23 protein-coding genes and 2 tRNA genes are annotated in these 22,604 nt (G+C 70.2%); 22 read left to right on the top strand and 3 right to left on the bottom strand.

All coding sequences use genetic code 11. From position 1 onward, the window contains the following. From QSK22_RS26140 to QSK22_RS26080, 13 genes are all read left to right on the top strand, one after another. Positions 1–1,000: Scr1 family TA system antitoxin-like transcriptional regulator (locus tag QSK22_RS26140; RefSeq protein WP_285497030.1), on the top strand; the 1,000-nt coding region annotated here is incomplete at its 5' end. Positions 1,001–1,092: 92 nt separating this feature from the next. Then, entirely contained in the window at positions 1,093–1,494 is a 402-nt protein-coding gene (locus QSK22_RS26135) for an ATP-binding protein (RefSeq protein WP_285497029.1), read from the top strand. Between the two features lie 122 nt (positions 1,495–1,616). After that, positions 1,617–2,459 (top strand): sigma-70 RNA polymerase sigma factor region 4 domain-containing protein, encoded by an 843-nt coding sequence (locus QSK22_RS26130; protein WP_285497028.1) that lies wholly within the window; start codon positions 1,617–1,619, stop codon positions 2,457–2,459. Positions 2,460–2,470: 11 nt separating this feature from the next. Beyond that, positions 2,471–3,295: a protein phosphatase 2C domain-containing protein gene (locus QSK22_RS26125; RefSeq protein WP_285497027.1), complete on the top strand. Its 825-nt coding sequence runs from the start codon at positions 2,471–2,473 to the stop codon at positions 3,293–3,295. A 131-nt stretch (positions 3,296–3,426) separates the two neighbouring features. Then, positions 3,427–3,801 (top strand): SCO3933 family regulatory protein, encoded by a 375-nt coding sequence (locus QSK22_RS26120; protein ID WP_285497026.1) that lies wholly within the window; start codon positions 3,427–3,429, stop codon positions 3,799–3,801. Positions 3,802–3,812: 11 nt separating this feature from the next. Beyond that, on the top strand, positions 3,813–5,171 hold the full coding sequence (locus QSK22_RS26115; RefSeq protein WP_285497025.1) for an FtsK/SpoIIIE domain-containing protein: 1,359 nt from the start codon (positions 3,813–3,815) through the stop codon (positions 5,169–5,171). 101 nt (positions 5,172–5,272) lie between these two features. Further along, complete coding sequence (locus tag QSK22_RS26110; protein ID WP_285497024.1) at positions 5,273–5,617, top strand: hypothetical protein; 345 nt, start codon at positions 5,273–5,275, stop codon at positions 5,615–5,617. Continuing rightward, positions 5,614–6,531 carry a DUF2637 domain-containing protein gene (locus QSK22_RS26105; RefSeq protein WP_285497023.1) on the top strand — a complete coding sequence of 306 codons (918 nt, stop codon included), beginning with the start codon at positions 5,614–5,616 and terminating at the stop codon, positions 6,529–6,531. Before QSK22_RS26110 ends, QSK22_RS26105 begins: the two co-directional genes overlap by 4 nt. 20 nt (positions 6,532–6,551) lie before the next feature. Further along, on the top strand, positions 6,552–7,088 hold the full coding sequence (locus QSK22_RS26100; RefSeq protein ID WP_285497022.1) for a hypothetical protein: 537 nt from the start codon (positions 6,552–6,554) through the stop codon (positions 7,086–7,088). 16 nt (positions 7,089–7,104) lie between these two features. Beyond that, positions 7,105–7,260: a hypothetical protein gene (locus QSK22_RS26095; protein ID WP_285497021.1), complete on the top strand. Its 156-nt coding sequence runs from the start codon at positions 7,105–7,107 to the stop codon at positions 7,258–7,260. A 155-nt stretch (positions 7,261–7,415) separates the two neighbouring features. Further along, positions 7,416–8,780 (top strand): replication initiator, encoded by a 1,365-nt coding sequence (locus tag QSK22_RS26090; protein ID WP_502872366.1) that lies wholly within the window; start codon positions 7,416–7,418, stop codon positions 8,778–8,780. Further along, the gene (locus tag QSK22_RS26085; protein ID WP_285497019.1) at positions 8,781–8,960 is read left to right on the top strand and encodes a helix-turn-helix domain-containing protein; all 180 of its coding nucleotides are present in this window, start codon (positions 8,781–8,783) and stop codon (positions 8,958–8,960) included. It abuts the gene before it with no gap. Further along, positions 8,960–10,309, top strand: a complete 1,350-nt coding sequence (locus tag QSK22_RS26080; protein WP_285497017.1) for a tyrosine-type recombinase/integrase — start codon at positions 8,960–8,962, stop codon at positions 10,307–10,309. Before QSK22_RS26085 ends, QSK22_RS26080 begins: the two co-directional genes overlap by 1 nt. A 78-nt stretch (positions 10,310–10,387) precedes the next feature. Here the strand turns inward: QSK22_RS26080 and QSK22_RS26075 are convergent. Both QSK22_RS26075 and QSK22_RS26070 read right to left on the bottom strand, forming a co-directional pair. Beyond that, positions 10,388–10,461, bottom strand: a tRNA-Phe gene (locus tag QSK22_RS26075). Between the two features lie 27 nt (positions 10,462–10,488). Further along, positions 10,489–10,566 (bottom strand) — tRNA-Asp (locus tag QSK22_RS26070). 373 nt (positions 10,567–10,939) lie between these two features. On the opposite strand from QSK22_RS26070, the gene QSK22_RS26065 reads away from it, so the two are divergent. From QSK22_RS26065 to QSK22_RS26040, 6 genes are all read left to right on the top strand, one after another. Beyond that, positions 10,940–12,394 carry an amino acid permease gene (locus QSK22_RS26065; RefSeq protein WP_285497016.1) on the top strand — a complete coding sequence of 485 codons (1,455 nt, stop codon included), beginning with the start codon at positions 10,940–10,942 and terminating at the stop codon, positions 12,392–12,394. Between the two features lie 226 nt (positions 12,395–12,620). Beyond that, the gene (locus tag QSK22_RS26060) at positions 12,621–14,420 is read left to right on the top strand and encodes an adenylate/guanylate cyclase domain-containing protein (RefSeq protein WP_285497015.1); all 1,800 of its coding nucleotides are present in this window, start codon (positions 12,621–12,623) and stop codon (positions 14,418–14,420) included. 743 nt (positions 14,421–15,163) lie between these two features. Beyond that, positions 15,164–16,045 (top strand): glycerophosphodiester phosphodiesterase, encoded by an 882-nt coding sequence (locus QSK22_RS26055; protein ID WP_285497013.1) that lies wholly within the window; start codon positions 15,164–15,166, stop codon positions 16,043–16,045. 432 nt (positions 16,046–16,477) lie between these two features. After that, on the top strand, positions 16,478–16,741 hold the full coding sequence (locus tag QSK22_RS26050) for an SH3-like domain-containing protein (protein WP_285497012.1): 264 nt from the start codon (positions 16,478–16,480) through the stop codon (positions 16,739–16,741). Beyond that, positions 16,734–17,021 carry an SH3-like domain-containing protein gene (locus QSK22_RS26045; RefSeq protein WP_285497011.1) on the top strand — a complete coding sequence of 96 codons (288 nt, stop codon included), beginning with the start codon at positions 16,734–16,736 and terminating at the stop codon, positions 17,019–17,021. The genes QSK22_RS26050 and QSK22_RS26045 overlap by 8 nt, the downstream gene beginning before the upstream one ends. Further along, positions 17,008–17,595, top strand: a complete 588-nt coding sequence (locus tag QSK22_RS26040) for a nitrile hydratase subunit alpha (protein WP_285497010.1) — start codon at positions 17,008–17,010, stop codon at positions 17,593–17,595. The genes QSK22_RS26045 and QSK22_RS26040 overlap by 14 nt, the downstream gene beginning before the upstream one ends. Before the next feature lie 98 nt (positions 17,596–17,693). On the opposite strand, the gene QSK22_RS26035 is transcribed toward QSK22_RS26040, so the two are convergent. Continuing rightward, the gene (locus QSK22_RS26035; RefSeq protein ID WP_285497009.1) at positions 17,694–18,917 is read right to left on the bottom strand and encodes a cyclic nucleotide-binding domain-containing protein; all 1,224 of its coding nucleotides are present in this window, start codon (positions 18,915–18,917) and stop codon (positions 17,694–17,696) included. Positions 18,918–19,856: 939 nt separating this feature from the next. On the opposite strand from QSK22_RS26035, the gene QSK22_RS26030 reads away from it, so the two are divergent. From QSK22_RS26030 to QSK22_RS26020, 3 genes are all read left to right on the top strand, one after another. Beyond that, positions 19,857–20,729, top strand: coding sequence for a helix-turn-helix domain-containing protein (locus tag QSK22_RS26030; protein WP_285497008.1), 873 nt, complete (start codon positions 19,857–19,859; stop codon positions 20,727–20,729). A 267-nt stretch (positions 20,730–20,996) separates the two neighbouring features. Then, complete coding sequence (locus tag QSK22_RS26025; protein ID WP_285497007.1) at positions 20,997–21,209, top strand: DUF397 domain-containing protein; 213 nt, start codon at positions 20,997–20,999, stop codon at positions 21,207–21,209. Positions 21,210–21,770: 561 nt separating this feature from the next. Next, on the top strand, positions 21,771–22,526 hold the full coding sequence (locus QSK22_RS26020; RefSeq protein WP_285497006.1) for a cellulose binding domain-containing protein: 756 nt from the start codon (positions 21,771–21,773) through the stop codon (positions 22,524–22,526). Positions 22,527–22,604 lie beyond the last annotated feature (78 nt).

The following is a 22,604-nucleotide window of genomic DNA, read 5'->3' as shown; positions in this document are numbered from 1 at the left end:
CGCGGCGGGATCGGACCGAAGAGGCCGCACGCCCGGCGCGCCGGGGCGGGCGGCCGCCCGGCGGCCCGCGCAGCGGGGCGCCCTTGAAGACGTAGAGAAAGTTTTCATCCAGCGGGCGGCGTGGTTGGTGTCCTGCGGTTCTGAATTCGTGCTGGCTGGCCTGTTGCTGGGGTTGGTGGTGGTAGAACGCTCGGTTATGGGTGAGGAGCGGTTGCGGGAGATCGGCCGGGAGTTGCGGCGGCTTCGGATGGCTGCGGGGCTGTCGGGTGTTGGGTTGGCTGCGCGGGCTGGTGTGCCTCAGCCGACGGTGTCTCGTGTGGAGCTTGGGCGGCGGGTTTCTGGGCCTGAGGTGGTGTTGCGGTTGTTTGGGGCGTTGGATTTGGAGGCTGTGGAGGTTGAGCGGCTGGCCGGGGTGGTCCGCGATGCGTATGCGGCGACGGTGCCTCGGCGGGTGGATGCTGGAGTGTCTTACCGGGAGGGGCGGGCGGTCGAGCTTGCCCGGGATGCGGTGGTGGTGCGGGCGTTCGGAGCGTTGGTCATGCCGGTGCCGTTGCGGACGGCGGAGTATGTGGCCGAGTCCGGGGTTTCTTCCGGGGGCGAGGCGGCGGACTGGGCGGCGGTGCTGGGTGGCGAGGGTCGGCGGTTCACCTTCGTGCTGGCTGAGGGGGTGTTGCGGACGTGGCCGGGGTCGGGGGCGTGTATGGCCGGCCAGCTTGCGCATGTGCTGGCGGTGGCGGAGCGGCCGAACGTACGGCTGGGGGTTGTGCCGGGCTCGGCGAGCAGGTGGCCGCGGGTGCCGTTGCACGGGTTCGTGGTGTACGGCGATGCGGCGGTGACGGTCGAGACGTTCACGCGGGAATTGACCTTGACTGATGCCGCTGAGGTCCGTAGGTACGCAGAGCTATTTGACCAGTATGAGCGGACTGCGGTGTTCGGGGCTGATGCACGCGGGTTTGTCGAGCGGGCGGCTCGCGAGGTCCGAGAGATCATCGATTCTTAGTCACTCCGCGGATTGAATAGACCATGCTGTCTGGCGTACGCTGCGTGTTCCGCATGGCGTATAGCCCCCTAGACGCATGGGCGGTGGTCGATGTGAGGCGCCTGTCTCGCCTGTTCGAGGGCCGACCGGAATCAATCAGCGAGGCTCGGGCATTCGCCTGGGCGTTCATGGTCGGCCGGGTCCCTGAGGAGCTGGCCGATCAGGCCGCACTGGTGGTGAGCGAGCTGTGCACCAACGCTGTGGAGCACACGGCCAGTGGGGAGGTGGGCGGCAAGTTCGTCTTGGAGCTGGAGGTGTTCCCCGAACACGTGCGAGTGAGCGTCGTCGACATGGGCGCGCCATCTGAGCCGCGGATGTCCTGCGAGGGAGCCGATCTGGAGGCGGTGAACGGTCGCGGGCTGTTCATCGTCGACGCTGTCTCAAAGGCATGGGGCTCGCAGGTGCTGAGGGTCGGGCGTCGGGTGTGGGCGGACGTCGTCGGGGTGGAGGTTTGAGCGGGCCGCCGATTCCGCGTCGTCGGCGGCGCCTGCGTACTGTGAGCTCCTCGACCGGGCGTGAGCTTTCTGTCACGGTGTCTAGGGTCCTAGACTCGCTGGGAGGCACCGGAGGAGACGTCATGCCAGGCGAGTTGGAGCGGATCGCCCAGATCAAGGACCCTTTTGAACTGCTGCGGGTCGCGACACAACGTCTGGCGGAGGCTCAGCAGGAGGTCACCGAGCTTGCTCGGCTGCGTCGGCGGCTGATTCAGGATCTGCATGCGCAGGGCATGTCGTACGCGCAGATCGCACAGGCCGCCGGGCTGAGCCGGGGGCGTATCCATCAGATCCGGCACACGGGGCCGGCGCCTGAGGGCGCGTTCCTCGGTTCGGGCGAGGTCATCGTTGTCACGCCGCTGCGTCCGGACCCGGCGAGTGATCGGACGTATGTCGCGCTGGACGACCTGACGACGGGTAAGCGACTGGAGGAGCTTGCCCGGACGTTCGATCTGTCGGTCAGTTACGACCATGTGACGCTTGACGGTGAGATCGATCTGAACCGGCCGGGAATGCTGGTGATCTGCGGTCCTCGGATGTCGCCTGCGATGCGGGACGCCTACGGCAAGGACCCTGTGATCGCCTGGGATCGCGACGAGCGGGGTTGGCTGCTGCGCGATACCCGCAGCGGGGCCGAGTACCGGTCGGGTCAGGAGGAGGATCCGCAGCGTCCCTACGACGTGGGGTATCTGGGACGTCTGCCCCGGCCGGATGGCAAGGGTCACTTTCTTGCGATCGCGGGCATCCACCCTGAGGGCTCCTTGGGCGTGGTCCATCTGCTGACGACCGATATCGGCAGTCTGTGGGGACAGGTGGGGGCCGACCGCTTCTCGGTCGTGATCGGTACCGAGTACGACCCGGACACCCATGAGCCCTTGCGAACGGAGTTGCTGACGCCGATCTACCGGCATGACGAGGACAGCTAATAGGAGGCCGTATGCGTGTGCTGCTCGCCAGCGAGCCAGGAAACCCGGAGCGGGACAACGAAGACTTCGCGGCGGCGGCACCGGGCCTCCTGGTCGTCGTGGACGGTGCGGGCGCTCCGGCCGGGATCGCCTCGGGGTGTTCGCACTCGGTGTCGTGGTACGCGCACAACCTCGGCGGCCTGCTGGTGGGCACGGCCGTAGATCCGAGCGTCACCCTGGCTGAGGCGTTGGCGGTGAGCATCGAACGCGTCAACGCGCTGCACGGGGACGCATGCGACCTTCGGCATCCCGGCTCTCCCTCGGCGACGGTCGCTCTCGCTCGGGTGCACGCAGACCGCCTTGAGTATCTGGTGCTGTCAGACTCGGTCCTCGTCCTCGACCAGGCCGCCGGAGAGCCGACCGTTGTTACGGACGATCGGTTGGCCGAGGTGTACCGCAAAGTGAACGACCCGGGCGAGCGGCCGCCGCTGGGGACGCGGGAACACGCGGCCGACCTGTGCAACCGAGTGGAGCGGCTGGCCGCATACCGCAACCAACCCGGCGGCTTCTGGGTCGCCAGCACCAAGCCTGAGGCGGCCGACGAAGCGCTCGTGGGCGCGGTGCCGCTGGATGACCTGGACGCGGTCGCCGTGCTCAGTGACGGCGCGTCTCGCCTCGTTGACCGATTCGGCCTGATGAGCTGGCGTGACCTGCTGGCCGTTCTCCGCAAGGAGGGGCCGACCGACTTGATCGCACGGACCCGTGAGGCGGAAGCCTCGGACCCAAACGGCGCACGCTGGCCGCGAGGTAAGGCGTCCGACGACGCCAGCGCCGTCTACTGGGCGCTTCGGGGATAGCCCGTCATTTTGTAGACCCCCCTAGACAGTCGGGGCAGTGGAGGTTACCTTTGACCGTACACCCCCCTAGACAGTCGATCCGCAAGGCGATCGACGGCACTGTCTAGGGGGATCGACAGGCGGAGGTCTTCATGCGGTACATCCCGGTGGACGTGTCGGCGCTGACGTTCGTGTGCGTGTCGGCGCCGCGTCCGAAGCTGGTCAGTCGGGAGACGGGGGAGGTGAAGGTGGACCGTGACGGCAACACCGTGTTCACGGTGGGGTTGTCGGCGGCCGGCGAGTCGGGGCGGGTGGAGCTGTTGAACGTGGCGGTGTCGGGGGACCCGGGGGTCACGGTGGGGCAGGTGGTCCGGCCGGTCGGGCTGGTCGCCTTCCCGTGGGAGCGGCAGGCCGGCGGGCGGCTGCGGTGGGGCATCGCCTACCGGGCCGCGCAGATCGTCCCCGTGGCTCCGGCCGTCGTCCCTGTGCCCGGTGAGGCGGGCGACGCCCCGGCCGCGGTGGCCTGAGGCAGGCGGCGATGAGCGACACGCTGACCCTGGCGCTCGGGGCCCTGGCCGCTGGTGCGGTCGGGCTGTGGGCGTGGCGGCGGTGGTATCCCGTCTCGTTCTGGTACGGGGTCGGTTTCCCGGCCCGTGCGGCGCTGGTGTACCTGACGTGGCGTCATGTGGCGGCGGGGTGCGGGCTGACGCGGCATCGCAGGCGGTGGCGGTGGACGCTGGACGCCGTGCCCGTCGTCGGCTCGGCCGCCCGTGGTGCCGCAACGGTGGTGGAGCACAAGCGGCGCGTGCGGCGGGTGGATGTGGAGCGGGCGCCCCGGCTGGGTGTGTTGCGGCCGACGGCGTTGGGGTGGCGGTTGCGGGTCCGTCTGCACGATGGGCAGGTTCCGGCGGACTACGAGCGCGCGGCCGAGGGGATCGCGCACGCCTGGCGGGTGCACTCGGTGCGGGTGGTGGACGTGCGGCCGGGGGTGGTGACGCTGTGGGCCACCATGCGCGACCCGCTCACCGACGTGACGGTCGCCTGCGAGACGGGCGAGTTGCTGACGGTGCGGCCGGGGAAGCTGGACAACGGCGCCGACTGGGTGATCGACCTGCGTGTCGTGCCGCATTGGCTGATCGCGGGGGCGACGCAGTCGGGCAAGAGCAACTTGGCGAACGCCGTCATCAAGGGCCTGGCGCCGCAACCGGTCGCGCTGGTCGGGTTCGATCTCAAGGGCGGGGTGGAGTTCACCCCATACGCGCCGCGCCTGTCGGCGCTGGCCACCACCCGTGCCGAATGCGTCGCGCTGCTGGGGGACCTGGTGGCCGAACTGGAGGCACGGATGGCGGTGTGCCGCGAGCACGGGGCGCGGAACGTGTGGACGCTTCCTGAGTGTCTGCGGCCGGTGCCGGTGGTGCTGTTGGTGGATGAGGTGGCCGAACTGTTCCTCATGGCCGACAAGAGCGAGAAAGACCAGGTCGCCAAAACCGCAACCGCCCTGCTGCGGGTGGCGCAGCTCGGCCGGGCCTTCGGCGTCCATCTGATCGTGTGCGGGCAGCGCATCGGCTCCGATCTGGGGCCTGGTGTGACGGCGTTGCGGGCGCAGCTGTCCGGGCGGGTGTGCCATCGGGTCAACGATCCGGAAACGGCGTCCATGACGCTGGGCGACCTGGACCCGGCCGCCCTGGACGCGGCCCGAGCCATCCCCGCCGAGACTCCCGGTGTGTGCGTGCTGGCCGGTCAGGACGGCTCCTGGCACCGTGCCCGGTCGGTGTTCGTGAGCGAGGCAGAGGCCGAACAGGCGGCCCGTGATCACGCTTATCTGACTCCGGTGTGGAGCGAGGTGACCGGCTCGACGGTCGCTGTCCTCCGACCGGACATGCCGGACGCGGCCTAATAGCCCCCTGTCCTTTCTCTCCCTCCCTTTGTGGCTCGGCGTGAGCCCTGATCGCGCCGTGTCCCTACCCGATCCATGCCCGAAACCCTGGAGGCTGCCCGATGACCACTCGCCTGGTCGTCCTTCGTCCCCGCCCGGCCGTCCGGTCCGTCCCGTTCTCCCGGCCGTCCTCGTCCCGCCCGTCCTCGTCCCGCTCGTCCTCGTCCGGGTCGTCCTCGTCCGGGTCGTCCTCGTCCGGGTCGTCCGTGCCGTCGTCCGGGTCGTCGTGGGTGCCGGTGGTGGTGGAGTGGGACGCCGTCCGGGGTCTGCACGTCGCCCGGTGTGCTCGGTGCGCCGACTGCTTCACCTCCTCCCGCGTCGACCAGGTGGAGGACTGGGCCGCGTCGCATCGGTGTGACGCGGAGTTGGCGGCGCTGCTGGCCGAGATCTCCGGGTGGGCGGCGTGAGTCGGCTGCTGGGCGTGGTGGCGGATTCGGGGCCGGTGGTGGTGCTCGCCGGGATAGCGGCGGCCGGGTCGTTCACCCACATCCGCGACACGGCCGTTGAGCACGGGCAAGGCGGGTGGATGGCCTGGGCGGTCGCGGTGTGCATCGATCTGACCTGCGTCATGGCCGCGAGGGAACGTCAGCGGGACAAGCGCACCGGCCGCCGCACGGGGCGTCTGTCGTGGCCGACGCTGGTGCTGGTCGGCGGGATCCTGCTGTCGCTGGCGGCGAATTTGGCGCAGGCCGAACCGTCCGCCTGGGGCTGGATCACGGCGGCCACTCCGGCCGGGGCCTTCCTGGTGGCGGTGTCCATGCTCGAACGCCGCGCCACCGTGGCCGGCGAGCGGGCCCGGTCAGCGGTCCCGGCCGTCCTGACCGCCCCGCCGTCCTTCGGCAACCCGCCCTCGTCCTCGTCCGGCCCGTCCTCGTCCAACGCGTCTTCGTCCGGCGCGTCTTCGTCCGGCGCGTCGTCGGAACCGTCCGCGCCGTCGTCCTCGGCGTCGCCGGTGTCGTCGTCCTCATCCCCGTCCTCGTCCTCGGACTCGACGGGGGACGAACCGGCTCGTTCCGGGCTGGCGCTCGTCGACGCGCCTCGTCCCCATGGCGGCGACCAGGACGGCGACCGGGACGACCGGGACGGCGACGACAGCGGTGGGCAGACGGCGCTTCCGGTGCCCTCCAACGGCCGGCGTGGCCGGTCGTCGTTCCCGGCGGGGCCGCTGTTGGAGTTCGCCCGGCAGGTGGCGGCCGAACACCAGGCCACGCACGGACGCCCGATCACCCGTGACGCGCTGCGCGCCCGGCTGGGCGTGTCCAACCAACTCGCCTCGGACCTACTCCGCCAAATCCGCAACCAGCCCCAGAACGCCGCGTGACACCGACGGAGGACGTCACCATGACCAACCCAACCAACCCCACCAACCCGACCGATCCGACCAATCCGACCGGCCGGGCGGCGTCGCCGTCGGCGCGGGGAAAGATCATCGATGGCCTGCGCGCGCTGGCCGATCTGCTGGAGGCCGATCCGGCCCTGCCGGTGGGCGACGTCGACATGACGGTCTTCCCGCCGTCCGGCACGAGCGACGCGGCGGCGGCCGCCATGGTGGACCGCATCGCCGAACGCCTCGGCGTCACCGTGAGCGACGACCGACCGTGGGGCGGGCACTACGACGCCTGCAAGAGCTTCGGCGACGGGTGGGTCACCTACAGCATCGTGCACATCCCCACCCGAGCGGCGGCCGAACACCGGGCCCGCGCCAGCTACCACGACAACATCATCGTCACCCACCAGGACACCCCGACCGACCACGACAACCAGCGGACGGCCCTGGCGCCGCCGGTGCACCGGTGGCGGTGCTGCCACTGCGGCGGAACCGGTGTCACCTCCGACGGCGACACCTGCCCCCGCTGCGACGGCTTCGGCCACAGCTGACAGGAGACGACCCGTCGTGTTCCTTCGCCGCTGCGCCTTCATCGCCTGCTGGCTGGTGCTGGTGCTGTTCGTCGTGCGCCACCCCGGCCAAGCCGCCGATGCGACCGGCGCCCTCGCTCACGCCCTGGCCGTGCTCGCCGACGCGGTCGCCCTGATCACCACCGCCCTCTAACCCCCGGCCGCCCCCTCGGGCGTGACCGCACCCCCGCCAAGCACACGCTGCCACGCCCGGGGGCCCCGCCCCCGACCGCAAGCGGGAAGGAGACGCGCTCCATCGTGCCCGACACTCCCGGTTCCGCGTGGCTGACTCCGCTCGCCATCCGCGACATGGCCGCCAAGCTCGACCGGCCCGACTTCCACCGGTGGGCCGCCCGCGCCCGAGCAACCGGCGGATGCGCACAACCGATCCACCTACGGGGGTCGGTCGAGTACCGCGACGGCCTGACCGGTGAACTGCTGCATCGCTACAGCACCGCCCGTGAGCCGGGCGGGGTACTGCGGGTGGCCTGCAAGACCCGCCGGGCCTCGCGCTGCCCGGCCTGCGCCGAAACCTACCGCGCCGACACCTACCAACTCGTGCGCGCGGGCCTGGCCGGTGGCAAGGGCGTGCCTGAGACGGTGGCGCAGCATCCGGCGGCGTTCGTGACGCTCACCGCGCCCTCGTTCGGTCCCGTGCACGCGCGGCGGGAGGCACGCGGCGGGGCGGTGTCGCCGTGCCACCCTCGACGCGACGCGGGGCAATGCCCGCACGGGCGGGCGCTGTCGTGCACCGTCCGGCATGCGTCCGATGACCCGCGTCTCGGTGAGCCGCTGTGTCCTGAGTGTTACGACTACTCCGGTTCGGTGCTGTTCAACGCGCTGGCGCCGGAACTGTGGCGGCGGTTCACCATGGCGCTGCGCCGCAGGATCGCCAAAGCCGCAGGCCTGACCCTGCGTGAACTGGCTGAAACGCTCACCGTTTCCTTCGCCAAGGTCGCCGAGTACCAGCGGCGCGGCGTGGTGCACTTCCACGCCGTCATCCGCCTGGACGGTGCGCAGGGGCCGGCGACGCCTCCCCCTGGCTGGGCGTCCTATGACCTGCTCGCCGACGCCGTCCACCAGGCCGCGCATGCCGTCACCGTCACCACTCCGGCCGCTCCCGGTGTGCCGTCCCGGTCGCTGACCTGGGGCGCGCAACTGGACGTCCGCCCGATCACCACAACCGGGGACCTGACGGACACGGCCGTGGCGGGCTACATCGCCAAGTACGCCACCAAAGCCGCCGAATGCACCGGCACCCTCGACCGCCGCATACGCGCCATCGATGACTTGGACGCGCTCCCGGTCTCCGCGCACGCCCGGCGGCTCATCGCCGCATGCCTGGACCTGGGGCGCATGGCGGAGATGGCCGAACTCCGCCTCGCCGAGTGGGCGCACATGCTCGGCTTCCGGGGCCACTTCTCCACCAAATCGCGGCGCTACTCGACCACCCTCGGCGCGCTGCGGCAAGCGCGCATCGACCACAACCGGCACGAACGCGACATCACCACCGGGCGTCTGCCGCTGACCGACGACGACCAGGTGCTCGTCGTCTCCCACTGGCGCTACCTCGGTCAGGGCCTCACACCCGGCGAGGCACTGCTGACCGCTGCCCTGACCGGCACACCTCTACCCCCGCTCAATCCGTTGGCCGCGACGCAAGAGGAGGGCTGATTGTCCGAACTTGTCCTGACCGTTGACGAGGCGGCCGAACGGCTCCGGGTGAGCCGCTGGACGCTCTACAACCTCATCCGCTCCAACCAGCTCCGCACCGTCAAGATCGGCCGCCGTCGCCTCGTCCCGGTCGACGCGCTGACCGAATGCCTGGACCGCCTCACGGAGGTTGCTGCCTGATGAGTACCAAGATCGCGCTTGCCGTGTCGGAGGATCCGGAAGACCGGAAGCGGCGCAGGACACGTAAGCGTGCCAACGGTGAAGGCACGATCGTGCAGCGGAAAGACGGGCGGTACGAGGCGAAAGTCTTCGTCCCCACCACTGCAGGGACGATCAAGCGTGTCAGCGTGTACGGCAGGACGCGCGAGGAATGCCACGCCAAGTACGTCAAGCTCAAGGCGCAGGCGGACGAGGGTACCCCCGTTGCTTCGGAGAGTTGGACCGTTGAACAGTTCCTCGCCTACTGGCTAGAGCAGGTGGTGAAGGTGGAACGGCGCCCCAAGACATACCAGGGGTACGAGGGGATCGTTCGCCGCTACCTCATCCCTGAACTGGGCAAGAAGCGGCTCGGTAAGCTCACGGCTCGTGACGTACGACTCGCGCTGACCCGTATCCGGGAGGCGTGCCAGTGTTGCCGGAACGGTTGGGACAACGCCCGTGAGGTGCCGCGCTGCTGCTCCCTTAAGGGCGGCGAGTGCTGCAACTCCCGGCTGTCGCCTCGCATGGTGCAGTTCATCCACGCCGTCCTTCGGAACGCTCTACAGGCGGCCGTGCGTGAGGAGATCATCCCGCGCAACGTCGCCAAGCTCGTCACGATCACAGCGCCGAAGTACAGAGTGAACCGGGGGCTCACGGTCGACCAGGCGCGCGACGTGCTCAAGGCTGCCAGGGGTGAACGGCTCTACGCGCTGTACGTCCTGGCGCTCTGCCTCGGCCTGCGGCGCGGTGAGCTGCTGGGGCTCCGCTGGGAGGATGTCAAGCTCGTCGCATGCCGGGCCTGCGGCGGTGAGGGCGGCACCCTGGACGGCGACCCGTGCGAGCGGTGCTCAGAAAGCGGGATCGAAAGCGCGACCATGGAAGTGGTCCAGACGCTGCAACGGGTCGGGGGAGAGCTGCGGTTCGTCCCGCCCAAGACCGACGACTCCGAGCGGACGATCCCGCTTCCGGAGTTGTGCATCACGGCTCTGTGTGAGCACAAGGTCCGCCAGGAAGCGGAACGGGCTGAGGCGTGGCCGCACTGGCAGGATCACGGGCTCGTCTTCCCGTCCCGCATCGGTACGCCCATGGAGCCGGACAACCTTCGCCGGAGTTGGGGGCGCATCCGTGAGGCTGCCGGCCTCGGCTCGGTGCGGTTTCACGACATGCGGCACACGTGTGTGTCGCTGCTGCTGGACCTGGGCGTCCCGCCGCATGTGGTGCGTGAGATCGTCGGGCACAGTGACATCGAGGTCACGATGACGATCTACGCTCACGCTGCCCTCGACGAGAAGCGGAACGCGCTACGGAGGTTGGGGGATGCCCTGAGCTAGGGGGCGTTGTCGTCAGCGTTGTCGTCAAAACGCCCGGCTGCGATCATGCGGCCGGGCGTTTGTGCTGGTCATACGGTGTGGGCAGGGGCGGGGTCGAACCGCCGACCTTCCGCTTTTCAGGCGGACGCTCGTACCGACTGAGCTACCTGCCCATGACGCACCGGAGACGGCGGTACGCCTGGCGGTCCTGACGGGATTTGAACCCGCGGCCTCCACCTTGACAGGGTGGCGAGCACTCCTAACTGCTCCACAGGACCTTGCACTCCTGAGCGTAACCGCCCTGGAGGTGTTCCCTGACCGGACCTCGCCGGTGTTCGGCAACGACCGAGAGCATACGCGATGCCCGAGGTGAGCGCCAACTCGTTATCGCGGTCGCCGACCGCCGGGATCAGGTGCGAGTCGAGGGGGGTTGAGGGCGAGACGGCGCTGGCTTCGGGCGAGGTGTGCCGCGTAAAGTGTCGGTGCCGTTGCGTAGGGTGACACTCGATGTCGTTGCGTGATGTTCGCGCTGGACAGGGGGCTATTACAGGTTTGTGCGGTGAGTACCTAGTATGACCCCGGTCACCCACAAGGGGACTGCAGATGCCGTCGTCCCACCGGGCGGCGGAGGAGAGAAAGGCCCAGAGGCGCATGGCTGTAAACACTGCCGACCGCCCCCCTGAGGAGGCGCAACCGGCCGGGGAGGGCTACCACCGGGCGCTCGGCACCCGGCAGATCCAGATGCTGGCGATCGGCGGCACCATCGGCACCGGCCTCTTCCTCGGTGCGGGGACCAACATCGCCAAGGCCGGCCCCAGTCTGATCCTCACCTATGCGGTCGCGGGGCTGGCGCTGTTCTTCGTGATGCGGGCGCTCGGCGAGCTGTTGACCTACCGGCGCGCCCCGGGCGGGTTCGCCGACTACGCCCGGGAGTTCCTCGGGCCGTTCTGGGGCTACGCGACGGCCTGGACGTACTGGATCATCTGGGTGACCACCGGGATGGCCGAGCTGACCGCCGCGGGCCAATACGTGCAGTACTGGTGGCCCGGCTTCGACCAGTGGAAGACCGCCCTGATCGCGCTGGTCGTGCTGTTCGTGGTCAACCTGATCTCGGTGCGGCTGTTCGGCGAGCTGGAGTTCTGGTTCGCCATGATCAAGGTCGCCGCGATCGTGATGATGATCCTGGTCGGGCTGGCGGTGCTGGTCTTCGGGTTCAGCGATGCCGGACGCACCGCCTCGGTCACGAACCTGTGGTCGCACGGCGGGATCTTCCCCAACGGGTTCGGCCACACCATGATGACGCTGCAGATGGTCATGTTCGCCTACCTGGGCGTCGAGCTGGTCGGCGTGACCGCCGGCGAGGCCAAGGACCCCGAGAAGAACATCCCCCGCGCGATCAACGCGCTGCCGATCCGGTTCGCGCTGTTCTACCTGGGGTCCCTGCTGGTGATCCTTTCGGTGGTGAGCTGGACGGAGTTCGAGGAGGGCACGAGCCCCTTCGTGCTGGCCTTCACGAAGATCGGCATCCCGGCCGCGGCGGGCATCGTCAACTTCGTGGTCCTGACCGCCGCGCTGTCGTCCTGCAACGCGGGCGGCCTGTACTCCACCTCGCGGATGCTGCGGACGGCCGGGGCCAACGGCGACGGCCCGCGGATCCTGGCGCGGCTCAGCGGCCGTGGCGTGCCCGTGCTGACCGTGGTGATCTCGGCGGTGGTCATGGGCATCGGCGTGGTGGTGAACGCGGTCGTCCCGGAGAAGGCGTTCGAGTACATCACCTCGGTGTCCACCGGCGGCGCCATCATGGTGTGGACGGTCATCGTCGTCGCCCATATGCGTTACCGCCGCGCGGTCGCCGAGGGCCGGCTGCCCGCCGCCCCGTACCGCATGCCGGGCGCGCCGTTCACGAGCGTGCTGGTGCTGGCGTTCTTCGCGTTCGTCACCGTGCTGATCGCCTGGGAGGCCGACACCCGGGTCGCGCTGTATGTGATGGCGGGCTGGCTGGTGCTCGTCGTCGCGGGATGGCCGTTCGTCCGGCGCGGCTCCCAGCAGGCCCGGATGGCGGCCGTCTCGGCGTCCGCCCCTGGCACGCCCCAGAACACCGGCTGAGCGAGGGGCGCCGCCGTGGGGACACACCGGCCTTACGGCGGCGCCCAGCGTTCGTCCTCGCGGTGGGGAGTTTTCCGCCGCGTCGGCTTCGCGGCCCTTAGGGTGAACGTGTCGCAGGGCGACGGCCGTCATGAACCTCGGGAGACCGGGGAGGGCAGAGGTGACCGGCAGGGCGGTGGTACGCGGGCTCGGAGCCCGCCTTGACCTCCCCGGCATCCCCCGGACCATGCTCGAGCTGCGCGTCCGCTGGGTGCTGCTGGTCGTGGTGAGCCTGGCCAACCTGGGCGGCGCCGCGGTGGTCCTGCTGTTCGCCATCTTCGTGGTGCCCGACCCGCCGCTCGCCGACCCGCAGTACGCGCGCCTGGTCAACACCGTCGCGTTCTTCAGCTATCCGGTGGTGGCCGCGCCCGTGACGCTGCTGGTGGGATTGCGGCTGTGGCGCCCGGTCGTCCGGCTCGTCCGCGACAAGGGCGTCCCCGACGCGGTGCAGCGCCGCGCCGTGCTGCTCGGGCCGCTGCGGCTGACCCTGCTGGTGGGGGTGATGTGGGGCGGCGGCGCCGCGGGTTGGTTCCTGCTCGACCTGATCCTTTTCACCGGCCGGCTGGCCGTCAAGGTGGGGCTGACCTGCCTGCTCGGCGCGATGACGACCTGCACCATCGTCTATCTGCTGTCGGAGCGGCTGCTGCGGCCCGCGGCCGCGCTGGTGCTGGCCAGCGAACCGCCGCGCGGCCTGCGGCTGCCGGGCGTCACCACGCGCGTCATGCTCGCCTGGGCGCTCGGCACCGCCGTCCCGATTTTCGGCCTGGTCTGCGTGGCGATCGCGGCGCTGGTCGCGCCGGGTATCGGCACCGCGCAGCTCGCCGTCACCGTGCTGGGCCTCGGCGGGGCCGCCCTGGTGGTCGGAATGCAGGTCACCTACATCGCGACCCGTGCCGTCGCCGACCCCATCGCGTCGGTGCGGGAGGGCATGGCCCGCGTCGAACGCGGCGACCTCGGCGCGCGGGTCGAGGTGTACGACGCCAGCGAGGTCGGCCAGCTGCAGGCCGGGTTCAACCACATGGTCGCCGGCCTGCGCGAACACCAGCGGCTGCGCGATCTGTTCGGACGGCACGTCGGGGAGGAGGTCGCCGTCCTGGCGTTGGAGAGCGGCGACATCAGGCTGGGCGGGGAGACCCGGGAGGTCGCCGTGCTGTTCGTCGACCTGGCCGGTTCCACCCGCCTTGCCGACAGCCGCTCGCCCGACCAGGTCGTGGCGCTGCTCAACGCGTTCTTCGGCGTGGTGGTGAACGTGGTCGGCCGCCATGGCGGCTGGATCAACAAGTTCGAGGGCGACGCCGCGCTGGCCATCTTCGGCGCGCCCACCCGTCTCCCGGACGCCGCGGGCGCCGCGCTGGGAGCCGCCCGGGAACTGGCCGTCCGGCTGCGCGCGGAGGTCCCGCAGCTGGACGCGGGCGTCGGCGTGTCGGCGGGCCCGGTCGTCGCCGGCTACATCGGCGCCGAGCAGCGCTTCGAGTACACGGTGATCGGCGACCCGGTGAACGAGGCCGCGCGCCTCAGCGACCTCGCCAAGACCTTCCCCGGCCGGGTCCTGGCCTCCGGCGCCCTGCTGCGGGCGGCCCGTCCCGCCGAGGCCGAGGAGTGGGAGCTCGGCGCCTCGGTCATCCTGCGCGGCCGCAGCAGGCCGACCAGGCTCGCGATGCCGCACCCGCCCTTCGTACCCGCCGCCCGGCGTCGCCTTCTGCCGCGTCCTCGTGTCGTCCGCCGCCGTCGGCCTCCTGCGGGCGACACGCCGCCGTGGCCCGGCATCGTTCGGCAGGTGAAGCCGTCCCGCACGAGGATTCCCGGCCGCAAACCTTTCCGGCGATCCGAAGCCGCAGGCGAAGCACCTCGAGACGACCAGACCACCCCTGTGCACCCCATGGCGGGCAACCTCGCAACGCCCCCGCCCAGCGCCGACCCAACACCCTCACCCGACGCAGGGTCGATGCCTCCGTCCGACGCCGAGGCCATGGTGGACGACGACTGAAACGACCGCACGGCCTGGGCGCGGCGGCGCCCCGGCGGCGGCGCGTGCACCGGACGCGACGGCGGTGGCGGACATGGTGACGCGACGCGAGGTGTCGCCGACCAGCGGCCCGGGGGCAACAGCCGCTTCTTCCGTCGGCACCGCGACCGACATCAACGCTCGTTCGCATCGGATGTCGAGCTGCTTGTCGACGCGCCGGATCGCGCATGGCGTCGGTGGCTGGTCCTGATGGGTTTGCTTGTTGCTGCCGGTCGTGCTGCTTGCGCCGGGGCCTTGCATGACGTCGGGGAGTGCGGCATTGCAGGTTACGGTCGGCGGCTTGGTGTTCTGGTCGACGTGGTGCGGAGCATGGTGGTGCCCAAGGCCGCACAAGGTGGGGAGGGCAGGTGCTGGCGACGCTAACGCGACAGCATGGTCGGTGCCGGGCGGTGAGCGGCGGTGAGTGGGGCCCGCGATGGCGGGACGGGTTGCGAATCTTTCTGTTATTTGAGGCCGAGTTGTGCGGCAGACGGCGTGCGGCCGATGGCGTATCCGGATCGATGGCCGCGGACGCGCGTCAAGGGCATGATGCGTCGCCTTGGAGTCGTGGCGAGACGGCGGACGAACGGATTAAGGCGGACCGATAGTGCGGGGGCGGCGTGTCTCGTCTACCCGGATTACACGAGCTGCTATCGAGCTGTTACTTGAGCGTCACCGGACGGCTCAAGGGTTGGACCGACATCGCCTACCTGCAAGGGGTGCCAATGTTCCGACGGCTCGGTCTCACCCTCGCCGCCGCTGTGGCCGCCACGCTGGTCACCGGTACCGCGACGGACGCGGCCGCATCGACGTCGACTCCCGGCAAGGTCACGGTCGTCGCGCACCGTGGTGCCTCCGCGTATGCGCCGGAGAACACCATCGCCGCGTTCAAACTGGCCCGCAAGCAGCGCGCCGACATGTTCGAACTGGACGTGCAGGAGACCAAGGACCACAAGCTGGTCGTCATCCACGACACCACGCTGGCCCGGACCACCAACGTGGAGGAGGTCTACCCCGACCGGGCGCCGTGGCGGGTCGCCGACTTCACCCTCGCGGAGATCCGCAAGCTGGACGCCGGATCCTGGTTCAGCGCCGAGTACACCGGCGAGCGGATTCCGACGCTGGGCGAGTCGCTGCGGGCCATGCGGCACAGCGGCATCGGGCTGCTGCTGGAGGTGAAGTCGCCGGAGCTGTACCCCGGCATCGAGAAGCGGATCGCCGACGAACTCAAGCGCAACCCGTCATGGCTGCTGCCCGACCCGCGTGAGCGCCGACTGGTCGTGCAGTCGTTCAACTGGGAGTCGATGGAGCGCTTCAGCGAAATCATGCCGCGGGTGCCGATCGGCCTGCTCGGCACGCCCGCCGTCGAGCAGCTCCCGGTCCTGGCCGCATACGCCGACCAGATCAACCCGCAGTACACCGCTCTGACCTCGGCATACGTCAAGCGGGTGCACGCGCTGGGCATGGAGGTCTTCACCTGGACGGTGGACGACCCGGCCGCCATGCGCAACGTCATCAAGCTCGGTGTGAACGGCATCATCACCGACAAGCCGGACGTGCTGCGTCAGGTCGTGACCGGCGGTGCGCGGGAGCGGGCCGCCGCCTGACCTTCGCGTTTGGTACACGGCTCGCACGCCGTACGCGCCGCCGACCTCCCCAGCGGAGTCGGCGGCGCGCCCTTTTTCCGGCCCCGCACGCCGCCGGTTTGCACAGCTGTACGGACACCGGCCCCGCGCACCGGTTCGCGTCTGGCCAACGCCCCGATGCCCACCCAGTGCGCCCCGGTGTGTGAAGCCGGTGGGCCGCGCGCCCATCCGGACACTGGGCTGTGCACCGGGTGGACGTGGGGGCATTCACACGGCTGCGTACCGGCCCCCACACCGGTCCGAACACTTGGTCTAGGCGCCACGCCGCACGGTGGCCCACGCCGCACGGTGGCCCACGCCCCGACCCGTGCAGCGGGCGTGCCGGGGGTTGGGAGGGTGCTGTGCCCTCCGGGGGGCTGGGTATGGGTTAGCAGGCGGGGTAGCTTCGGGGTCATGGGCAGGGTGCACGACATGGGCGGGCAAGAGGGGTTCGGGCCCGTGCCGGTCGTCGTGGGGGACGAGCCGCCGTTCCACGCCGACTGGGAGGCCCGCGTGTACGCGCTCAACACGACGCTGGTGAACAACGGGGCGTACCACCTGGACGAGTTCCGCGACGCCATCGAAAGGCTGCCGCCGGAGGTCTATCTGCGCAGCTCGTACTACGAGCGCTGGCTGTTGGCCATAGAGAACCTCCTGGAGGAGAAGCGGCTTGGCTGACGACGCGAGCACGCCGGCGTACGGGCCAGGAGACCGGGTGCGGGTCCGCGCCGTCGACCCTCCGCACCACACCCGTGTGCCGCGCTACGTGCGGGGCCAGGTGGGTGAGGTCGTCGAGGCGCACGGCGCGTGGCCGCTGCCGGACGACCGTGTACGCGGTATCGACCCGCCGCGCGTGGAAACCGTCTACAACGTGCGTTTCGCCGCCCGCGACCTGTGGGGGACGGGCGGGCACACCGTCGCCGTCGACCTGTGGGAGTCCTACCTTGAGCCATGTTGACTTGCCGGTGGCCGCGCGCGTCCGCCGTCTGGAGGAGCGGGCGATCGCGGCCGGGCTCACCAGTGACCGGGAACTTGATGAGACGCTCAGCCGGTTCATGCGGGACGCGGCGCCCACGAACGGCGCCAGGCTGGTCGCACGAGCCTGGACCGACCCCGCCTTCCGCGAGCGCCTGCTGGAAGACGGCAACGCCGCGGCCGCGGAGGTGAGGCTCGGTTCGTCCGGTTCGGTGCCGATGGATTACCGGCTGAAGGTGGTGGAGAACACCGCGCGCGTCCACAACGTGATCGTGTGCACGTTGTGCTCGTGCTATCCGGTGTCGCTGCTGGGGCCGTCCCCGTCCTGGTACAAAAGCCACGCCTACCGCGCCCGGGTGGTGCGGGAGCCGCGCGAGGTGCTCGCCGAGTTCGGCCTACACCTGCCGGACGAGGTCGAGATCGCGGTGTGGGATTCCAGCTCGGAGGTGCGCTACATGGTGCTGCCGCGCCGTCCCGACGGCACCGAGGGGCTGACGGAGGAAGCTTTGGCGGCCCTGGTCACGCGGGAGGGGCTCATCGGCACGGCCGCCGTGTGACATGCGGCCCGGGGCGAAGGCCCGGGAGACGAGGGAAGGGCGCGGGGGCCGGGTGCGGGGTGGACCCGGCGGCGCTCGTGAGCGGTGAGAGGCGGCGGTCAGGCCGCGGGCGGGATGGTGGCGCTGGACAGGTGCATCCAGCCCGTCAGTTCCGCGTCCTTGACCTTGCAGGTGACGCGCTGGTAGCTGGCCGGGTTCACCGGGCCCGGCGCATGCGCGATGACGAACTCGTAGACGTAGGCCGAGGCGATGAAGCCGACGTCGGCCTGGGTGCGGTCTAGCCATTCCCGCAGGACGGGCGCGTCCAGCAGCCGCGCCGTCTGGATGATCGCCAGGCCGGAGACGCCCTGGTCGTCCGGGACGACGGGGCCGACGTGCAGCGCGACCCGCAGCTGGAAGCGGGTGGCCTCGCCGGCGGTGCGGTTGTGGCGGCGCAGCCCGGCGGTGAGCCGCGCGAGCATCGGGTCGACGACCCGGCGGGTGGGGATCTCGGCGGGGACGATCACCAGGGCGCCGTCGCCGCGGTCCTCACGGTGGCACGGCTCCCAGGGCACGTCGGAGTGCTCCAGTGCGCCGCGCAGCAGGTCGTACATGACGCGGCGCACGACGAGCCGGTCCTCGTCGGTGCGGTGCGCTCCGCTGAACCCCACGATGTCGGTGAACAGGATCGTGCAGTTCTGCCCGGCGCGGATGTCGGCCACCGGCGCGGTGACCGGTGCGGACGCACCGGCGTCGCGGGGCACCGCCGCCGGCCACGGGGAGTCGGTCACGTGGGCGGCCGGGGCGGTCTGCTCGGCGAGCCGGTCGTACATCTGCTCCTCGATGACGCGGAGGATGCGCGGGTGCTCGGCCAGTATGGCGGCGAACGCGCCGGTGGACACGCGCAGCGCGTGGACGGTGTCCAGCGCGACCACGGTGGCCGAACGCCGCCGCACCTGCATGGCGGCGCGTTCCCCGATCAGGTCGCCGGGGCCGCGGACGGCGATGATCCGCTCCCAGCCCTTGCGCCGGACGCAGATCTTCACCCAGCCGGATCGGATGATCAGCACATGGTCGGCGGCGTCGCCCTCGCGCCACAGCACGTGACCGACCGGCAACCCCACCGGTTCGCCGTCCCTGGCGAACGCCTCGCGCTCGGCGTGGGTGAGGGAGCCCCAGAATCCGCGGCCGGAGGTGGGCAGGTCGTAGGGCGTCTGCAGGTCCGCCGCCGGCGCGGTCGGCTGGACGCGGGCGGCGGGCCGGCGGTGCGTCCTGTCCAGGGAGCGCAGGGACGGACGGGTGACCATCGCGTCCGGGTCGTGCCGGTGGGGGTGGGAGGTCATCATCGCACCCTCCCGGACCGGCCGCGAGCGCTCTGTGCAGCGCGTGGACGGCCGAATGAGAGGGCGCTGGACGGGGCGGGCGTACGGTGAGGGGTGCGTGGCGGCGTCGTCCGGGAGCTCGACGGCCCGGTCGGGGCCGCGGGACGGCGCACAGAGATGACGTCGGCTTTTCGACGCGTATTCTGCTGTGTACGCATGGTCGAGAATCCCAAGTCTCGAAGGCGGCTTGCGCGGGCGCCCGGATCCGGTCGCGTGGCCTGGGCATACCGGGCGATGGCGCGGTGGGCGGTGCGCAAGTCGCGGTCACCTATAGCCTCTGCCGCTTGATCGCGGTTAGACTGGGTGAGTCCGCTGGAGGTGTTTTGCCTGGTCAAACGGCCGAACTGCGGCGATGACGCAGGGCGGTCACGGCCGGCGAACTCATCTGACGGTTCCGAAGGGTCGCCCTCCGCTTTCCTTCGATTCGCTTGGCTGGCTACCGGTGTGATCGAGGGAGAGCGCAGGGTGGCCCTTGGCTTTTCCAGGTGAACGCTTGGAATGTCGATGCCTGCGGGACCTCCTTCGGGTGGACGGCCCGGCGCGGGCGCCCCGGGCGTGGCGGGGCCGGTGCGGGCCGGCCGAACGGGGCCGACCTCGAATCCTGACCCTGCGTCAAGATCGTTTCTTTACCCTAACATGTCGCGCCGCTGTATGTCAGCGCGTATCCTGTTAATCTGCTACCTAGCACCGTACAACATGGTCTAGTGCCGTGCAGCAGTACGCAAGCTGAATTTCGCGTTACCGGCCACGTGACGGAGGGGTGTTGGGGTACAACGGAACGGCGGCGTCGGGGGCAGCTGTCGAGTTGCAGGTGACCGGCGCGCCAGGTGCCCGACTGCCAGGTGGCACATCGGCATGTGATATCGACCACACTGCGACTACTTAGAGTGAGCGTTTGCAATGGCTAGTGATCAGGGCCCGGTTGTACAGAGCGCGCTGCTGCGTAGTGAGCTCGTCAGGCTCCGAAAAGAGAAGGGAATGACGCAGGAGCAGGTGGCACGGGCTCTGGAATGGTCTCCGTCCAAGGTCATCAGGATCGAGGGCGGGAAGAACGCCATCACCCGGACCGACCTGCAGGCCCTGCTGATGGTCTACGACGTCACGTCCGAGAGCCGGCAGGAGAAGCTGCAGGCCCTGGCCCGCGGCGCCCGCGAACCCGCCTGGTGGAACGCCTACAAGAACGAGCTGGACGACACCTTCCTCAACTTCGTCGGCTACGCCGCGGGGGCGTCCTTCATCCGCAGCTTCCACGGCACGGTGGTGCCCGGCCTGCTGCAGACCCGCGAATACGCCGAGGTGCTCGCCACCGGCATGGTCAACCCCACGAGCCGGGCGCTCGCCGTCAAGCTGCGGATGCAGCGCCAGGAGGAACTGGCCCGGCGCGAGAACCCGCCCCGGCAGTACTACATCGTCGACGAGGCCGTGATCCGCCGGCATTTCGGCGTCGAGAGCGACCCGATGATCATGCCGAACCAGCTGCGGCACATCGCCGACTCCGTCGAGCGCAGCGACCTGCTGACCGTCCGCGTGATCCCCTTCTCGCGCGGTGCCCACCTGGGCATCTACGGGCCGTTCACGCTCCTGGAGTTCGAAGGCGGCCTCGGCGACGTGCTGTATCTGGAGGGCCGGCCGGGCACCAGCGTGATGATCACCGGCGACGAGCCGCGCATCGCCGAGTACCGCGACAACTTCGAGGTGCTGCTGGAGGAGGCGCTGCCGGCGAGCGAGTCCATCGAGCTGATCCGGCAGGCCGCCGAGGACCTCATGAGCTGACCAAGGATGCCGCTTCGGCACCCCCGACCTCGACGAACACGGAGGTGACCGCCGTACCGACACCCCAAGGCCGAGTGGGCGTCATAGCGACATCACGTGATCTTGTGATCCCGGTGTAGGCGGGATAACTGAAACCGTTTACACTCATGTCCGGGAAATTTTCCACAAGGTCGTGGTTTGTCATGCCCTGCTAGGGGCCGGTGGGTGCTCTTGTCCGGATGACTCGTGCGACAGGCCCCGCCGGCGACTTTCACAGAGGGGTGCTGGATGGCCGACCGTCCGTCGACGAGGAGCCGGCTTGCCTGGCGCAAGAGCGGCGCGAGCCGGGAGGGGGACGAGTGCGTCGAGGTGGCGGCGCACGAAGGTCGCGTGTACGTCAGGGATTCGCGTGACGGTTCCGGCGGCATGCTCGTCCTGGAACCGGCGCAGTGGCGTGCCCTCCTCCGCAACATCAAGAACGGCGCCGCCGAACCGCGATGAGCGGCTCGCCCCGGCCCGCTGCATGGTCACGTCCGGGACGGCGCTACGCCCTTCCGGACGTGCTCCGGTCCATGCCGACATGACCACCACACGATTAAGCGCTCACAGCCCTGACGTGGCTGTTTCACAACAGTTCGCCGTCGGATTTCAGCGCCTCGGCCGCCCCTGCCTGCACGGCGATGACCTGCGGAGTCGTGCCGGGTGCGGCGGCGGCCCGGCGTTCTTTGCAGGATGAGCGACGAAGTCGCCGCGTGTGCGCGAGGCGTGGCGGAATGTGTTTTCCGCGACGGGTCCGCGGATTGCCGCGCCGTCCTTTCTAGGGTGGCGCGACATCGCGGAACCGGCGGCGCTTCTACGTAACGTGTTCTTTCCTTCGCGATGGGTTGATTTTTGGTGCGCAGACGCAACCGGCCGGCGGGAACAGGCGCGTTCTGGCCATTCCGCGACTGCTCCGTCCATTAGGATTCTCGCGGCATTGTGCCTGGGCGGGGCGCGGGGACGGTGTTCCCCGGGTGCGGGACGGCGCTCGGTGGCCTTCTTGGTACGACCGGAAGGGACGCCATGGCAGAACGCAGGGCAGGATCGGCGGGGCGCCGCAAAGGGGGAACGCGGCGGCGGCCCAAGGCGGGGTTGCTGGCGAGCGTGCGCGGCTACCGCCCGTCCTGGGTCGCGTGGGCGGCCGGCGGGGTAGGGCTGGTCACCTTCGTCGTCACGATCCTGGTGATGAACATGCTCTTCGGCGGCGACGACGAACGCGTTCCGCAGGCCGCTGCGGAATGCGAGCCGACCGCGTGCGCCGACGAGCCGCCGACCGTCCCGCAGGCGAGCGAAGGGCCGACGGGGCGCGATGACGAGAGCGAGCCGAGCCCGACGCCGTCGCCCTCCGCGTCCGCGTCACCGTCGGCGTCCCCGTCCCGGTCCTCGGTCTCGGCCTCGCCCGCCTCCGCCTCCGCCGCGCCGCGGGCGACGCGGAGCCGGACCGCCTCGCCGTCCCCGTCCCAGCCGTCCCGGACGAACGGGCGCGTCACGATCAGGTACTCGACCGTCAACGACTGGCGGGGCACCTTCCACGGCGCCTACGTCGTCACCAACGGCAGCGGTTCCGACCTGCCGTCGTGGCGGCTGACGTTCAGCTATCCGCCCAGGAAGCTGACGGCGCTGTGGCCGCAGGCGTGGCACCGCCACGGGAGCACGATCATGGTGAGCGGCGGGGTGCTGCCCCGGGGCGGCAGCACGACGATCTACTTCCAGGGCAACGGCGAGCCGCTGGCCCCGTACTCCTGCACCTTCAACGGAGCCGCCTGCACACCGGGCTGAGAATTCCCCGTGTTTGGGATGCGCCCTGCGGGTATTTAAAGCGCCTTCCGGAAAAGGCGGTCGAGCCGAGGGGACGCC

Origin of the sequence: Actinomadura sp. NBRC 104425 (assembly GCF_030269545.1) — a bacterium.
Taxonomy (GTDB): domain Bacteria; phylum Actinomycetota; class Actinomycetes; order Streptosporangiales; family Streptosporangiaceae; genus Spirillospora; species Spirillospora keratinilytica.
Note: the sequence above shows the minus strand (reverse complement) of the source record. Positions and strands in the feature narration are given on the sequence as shown.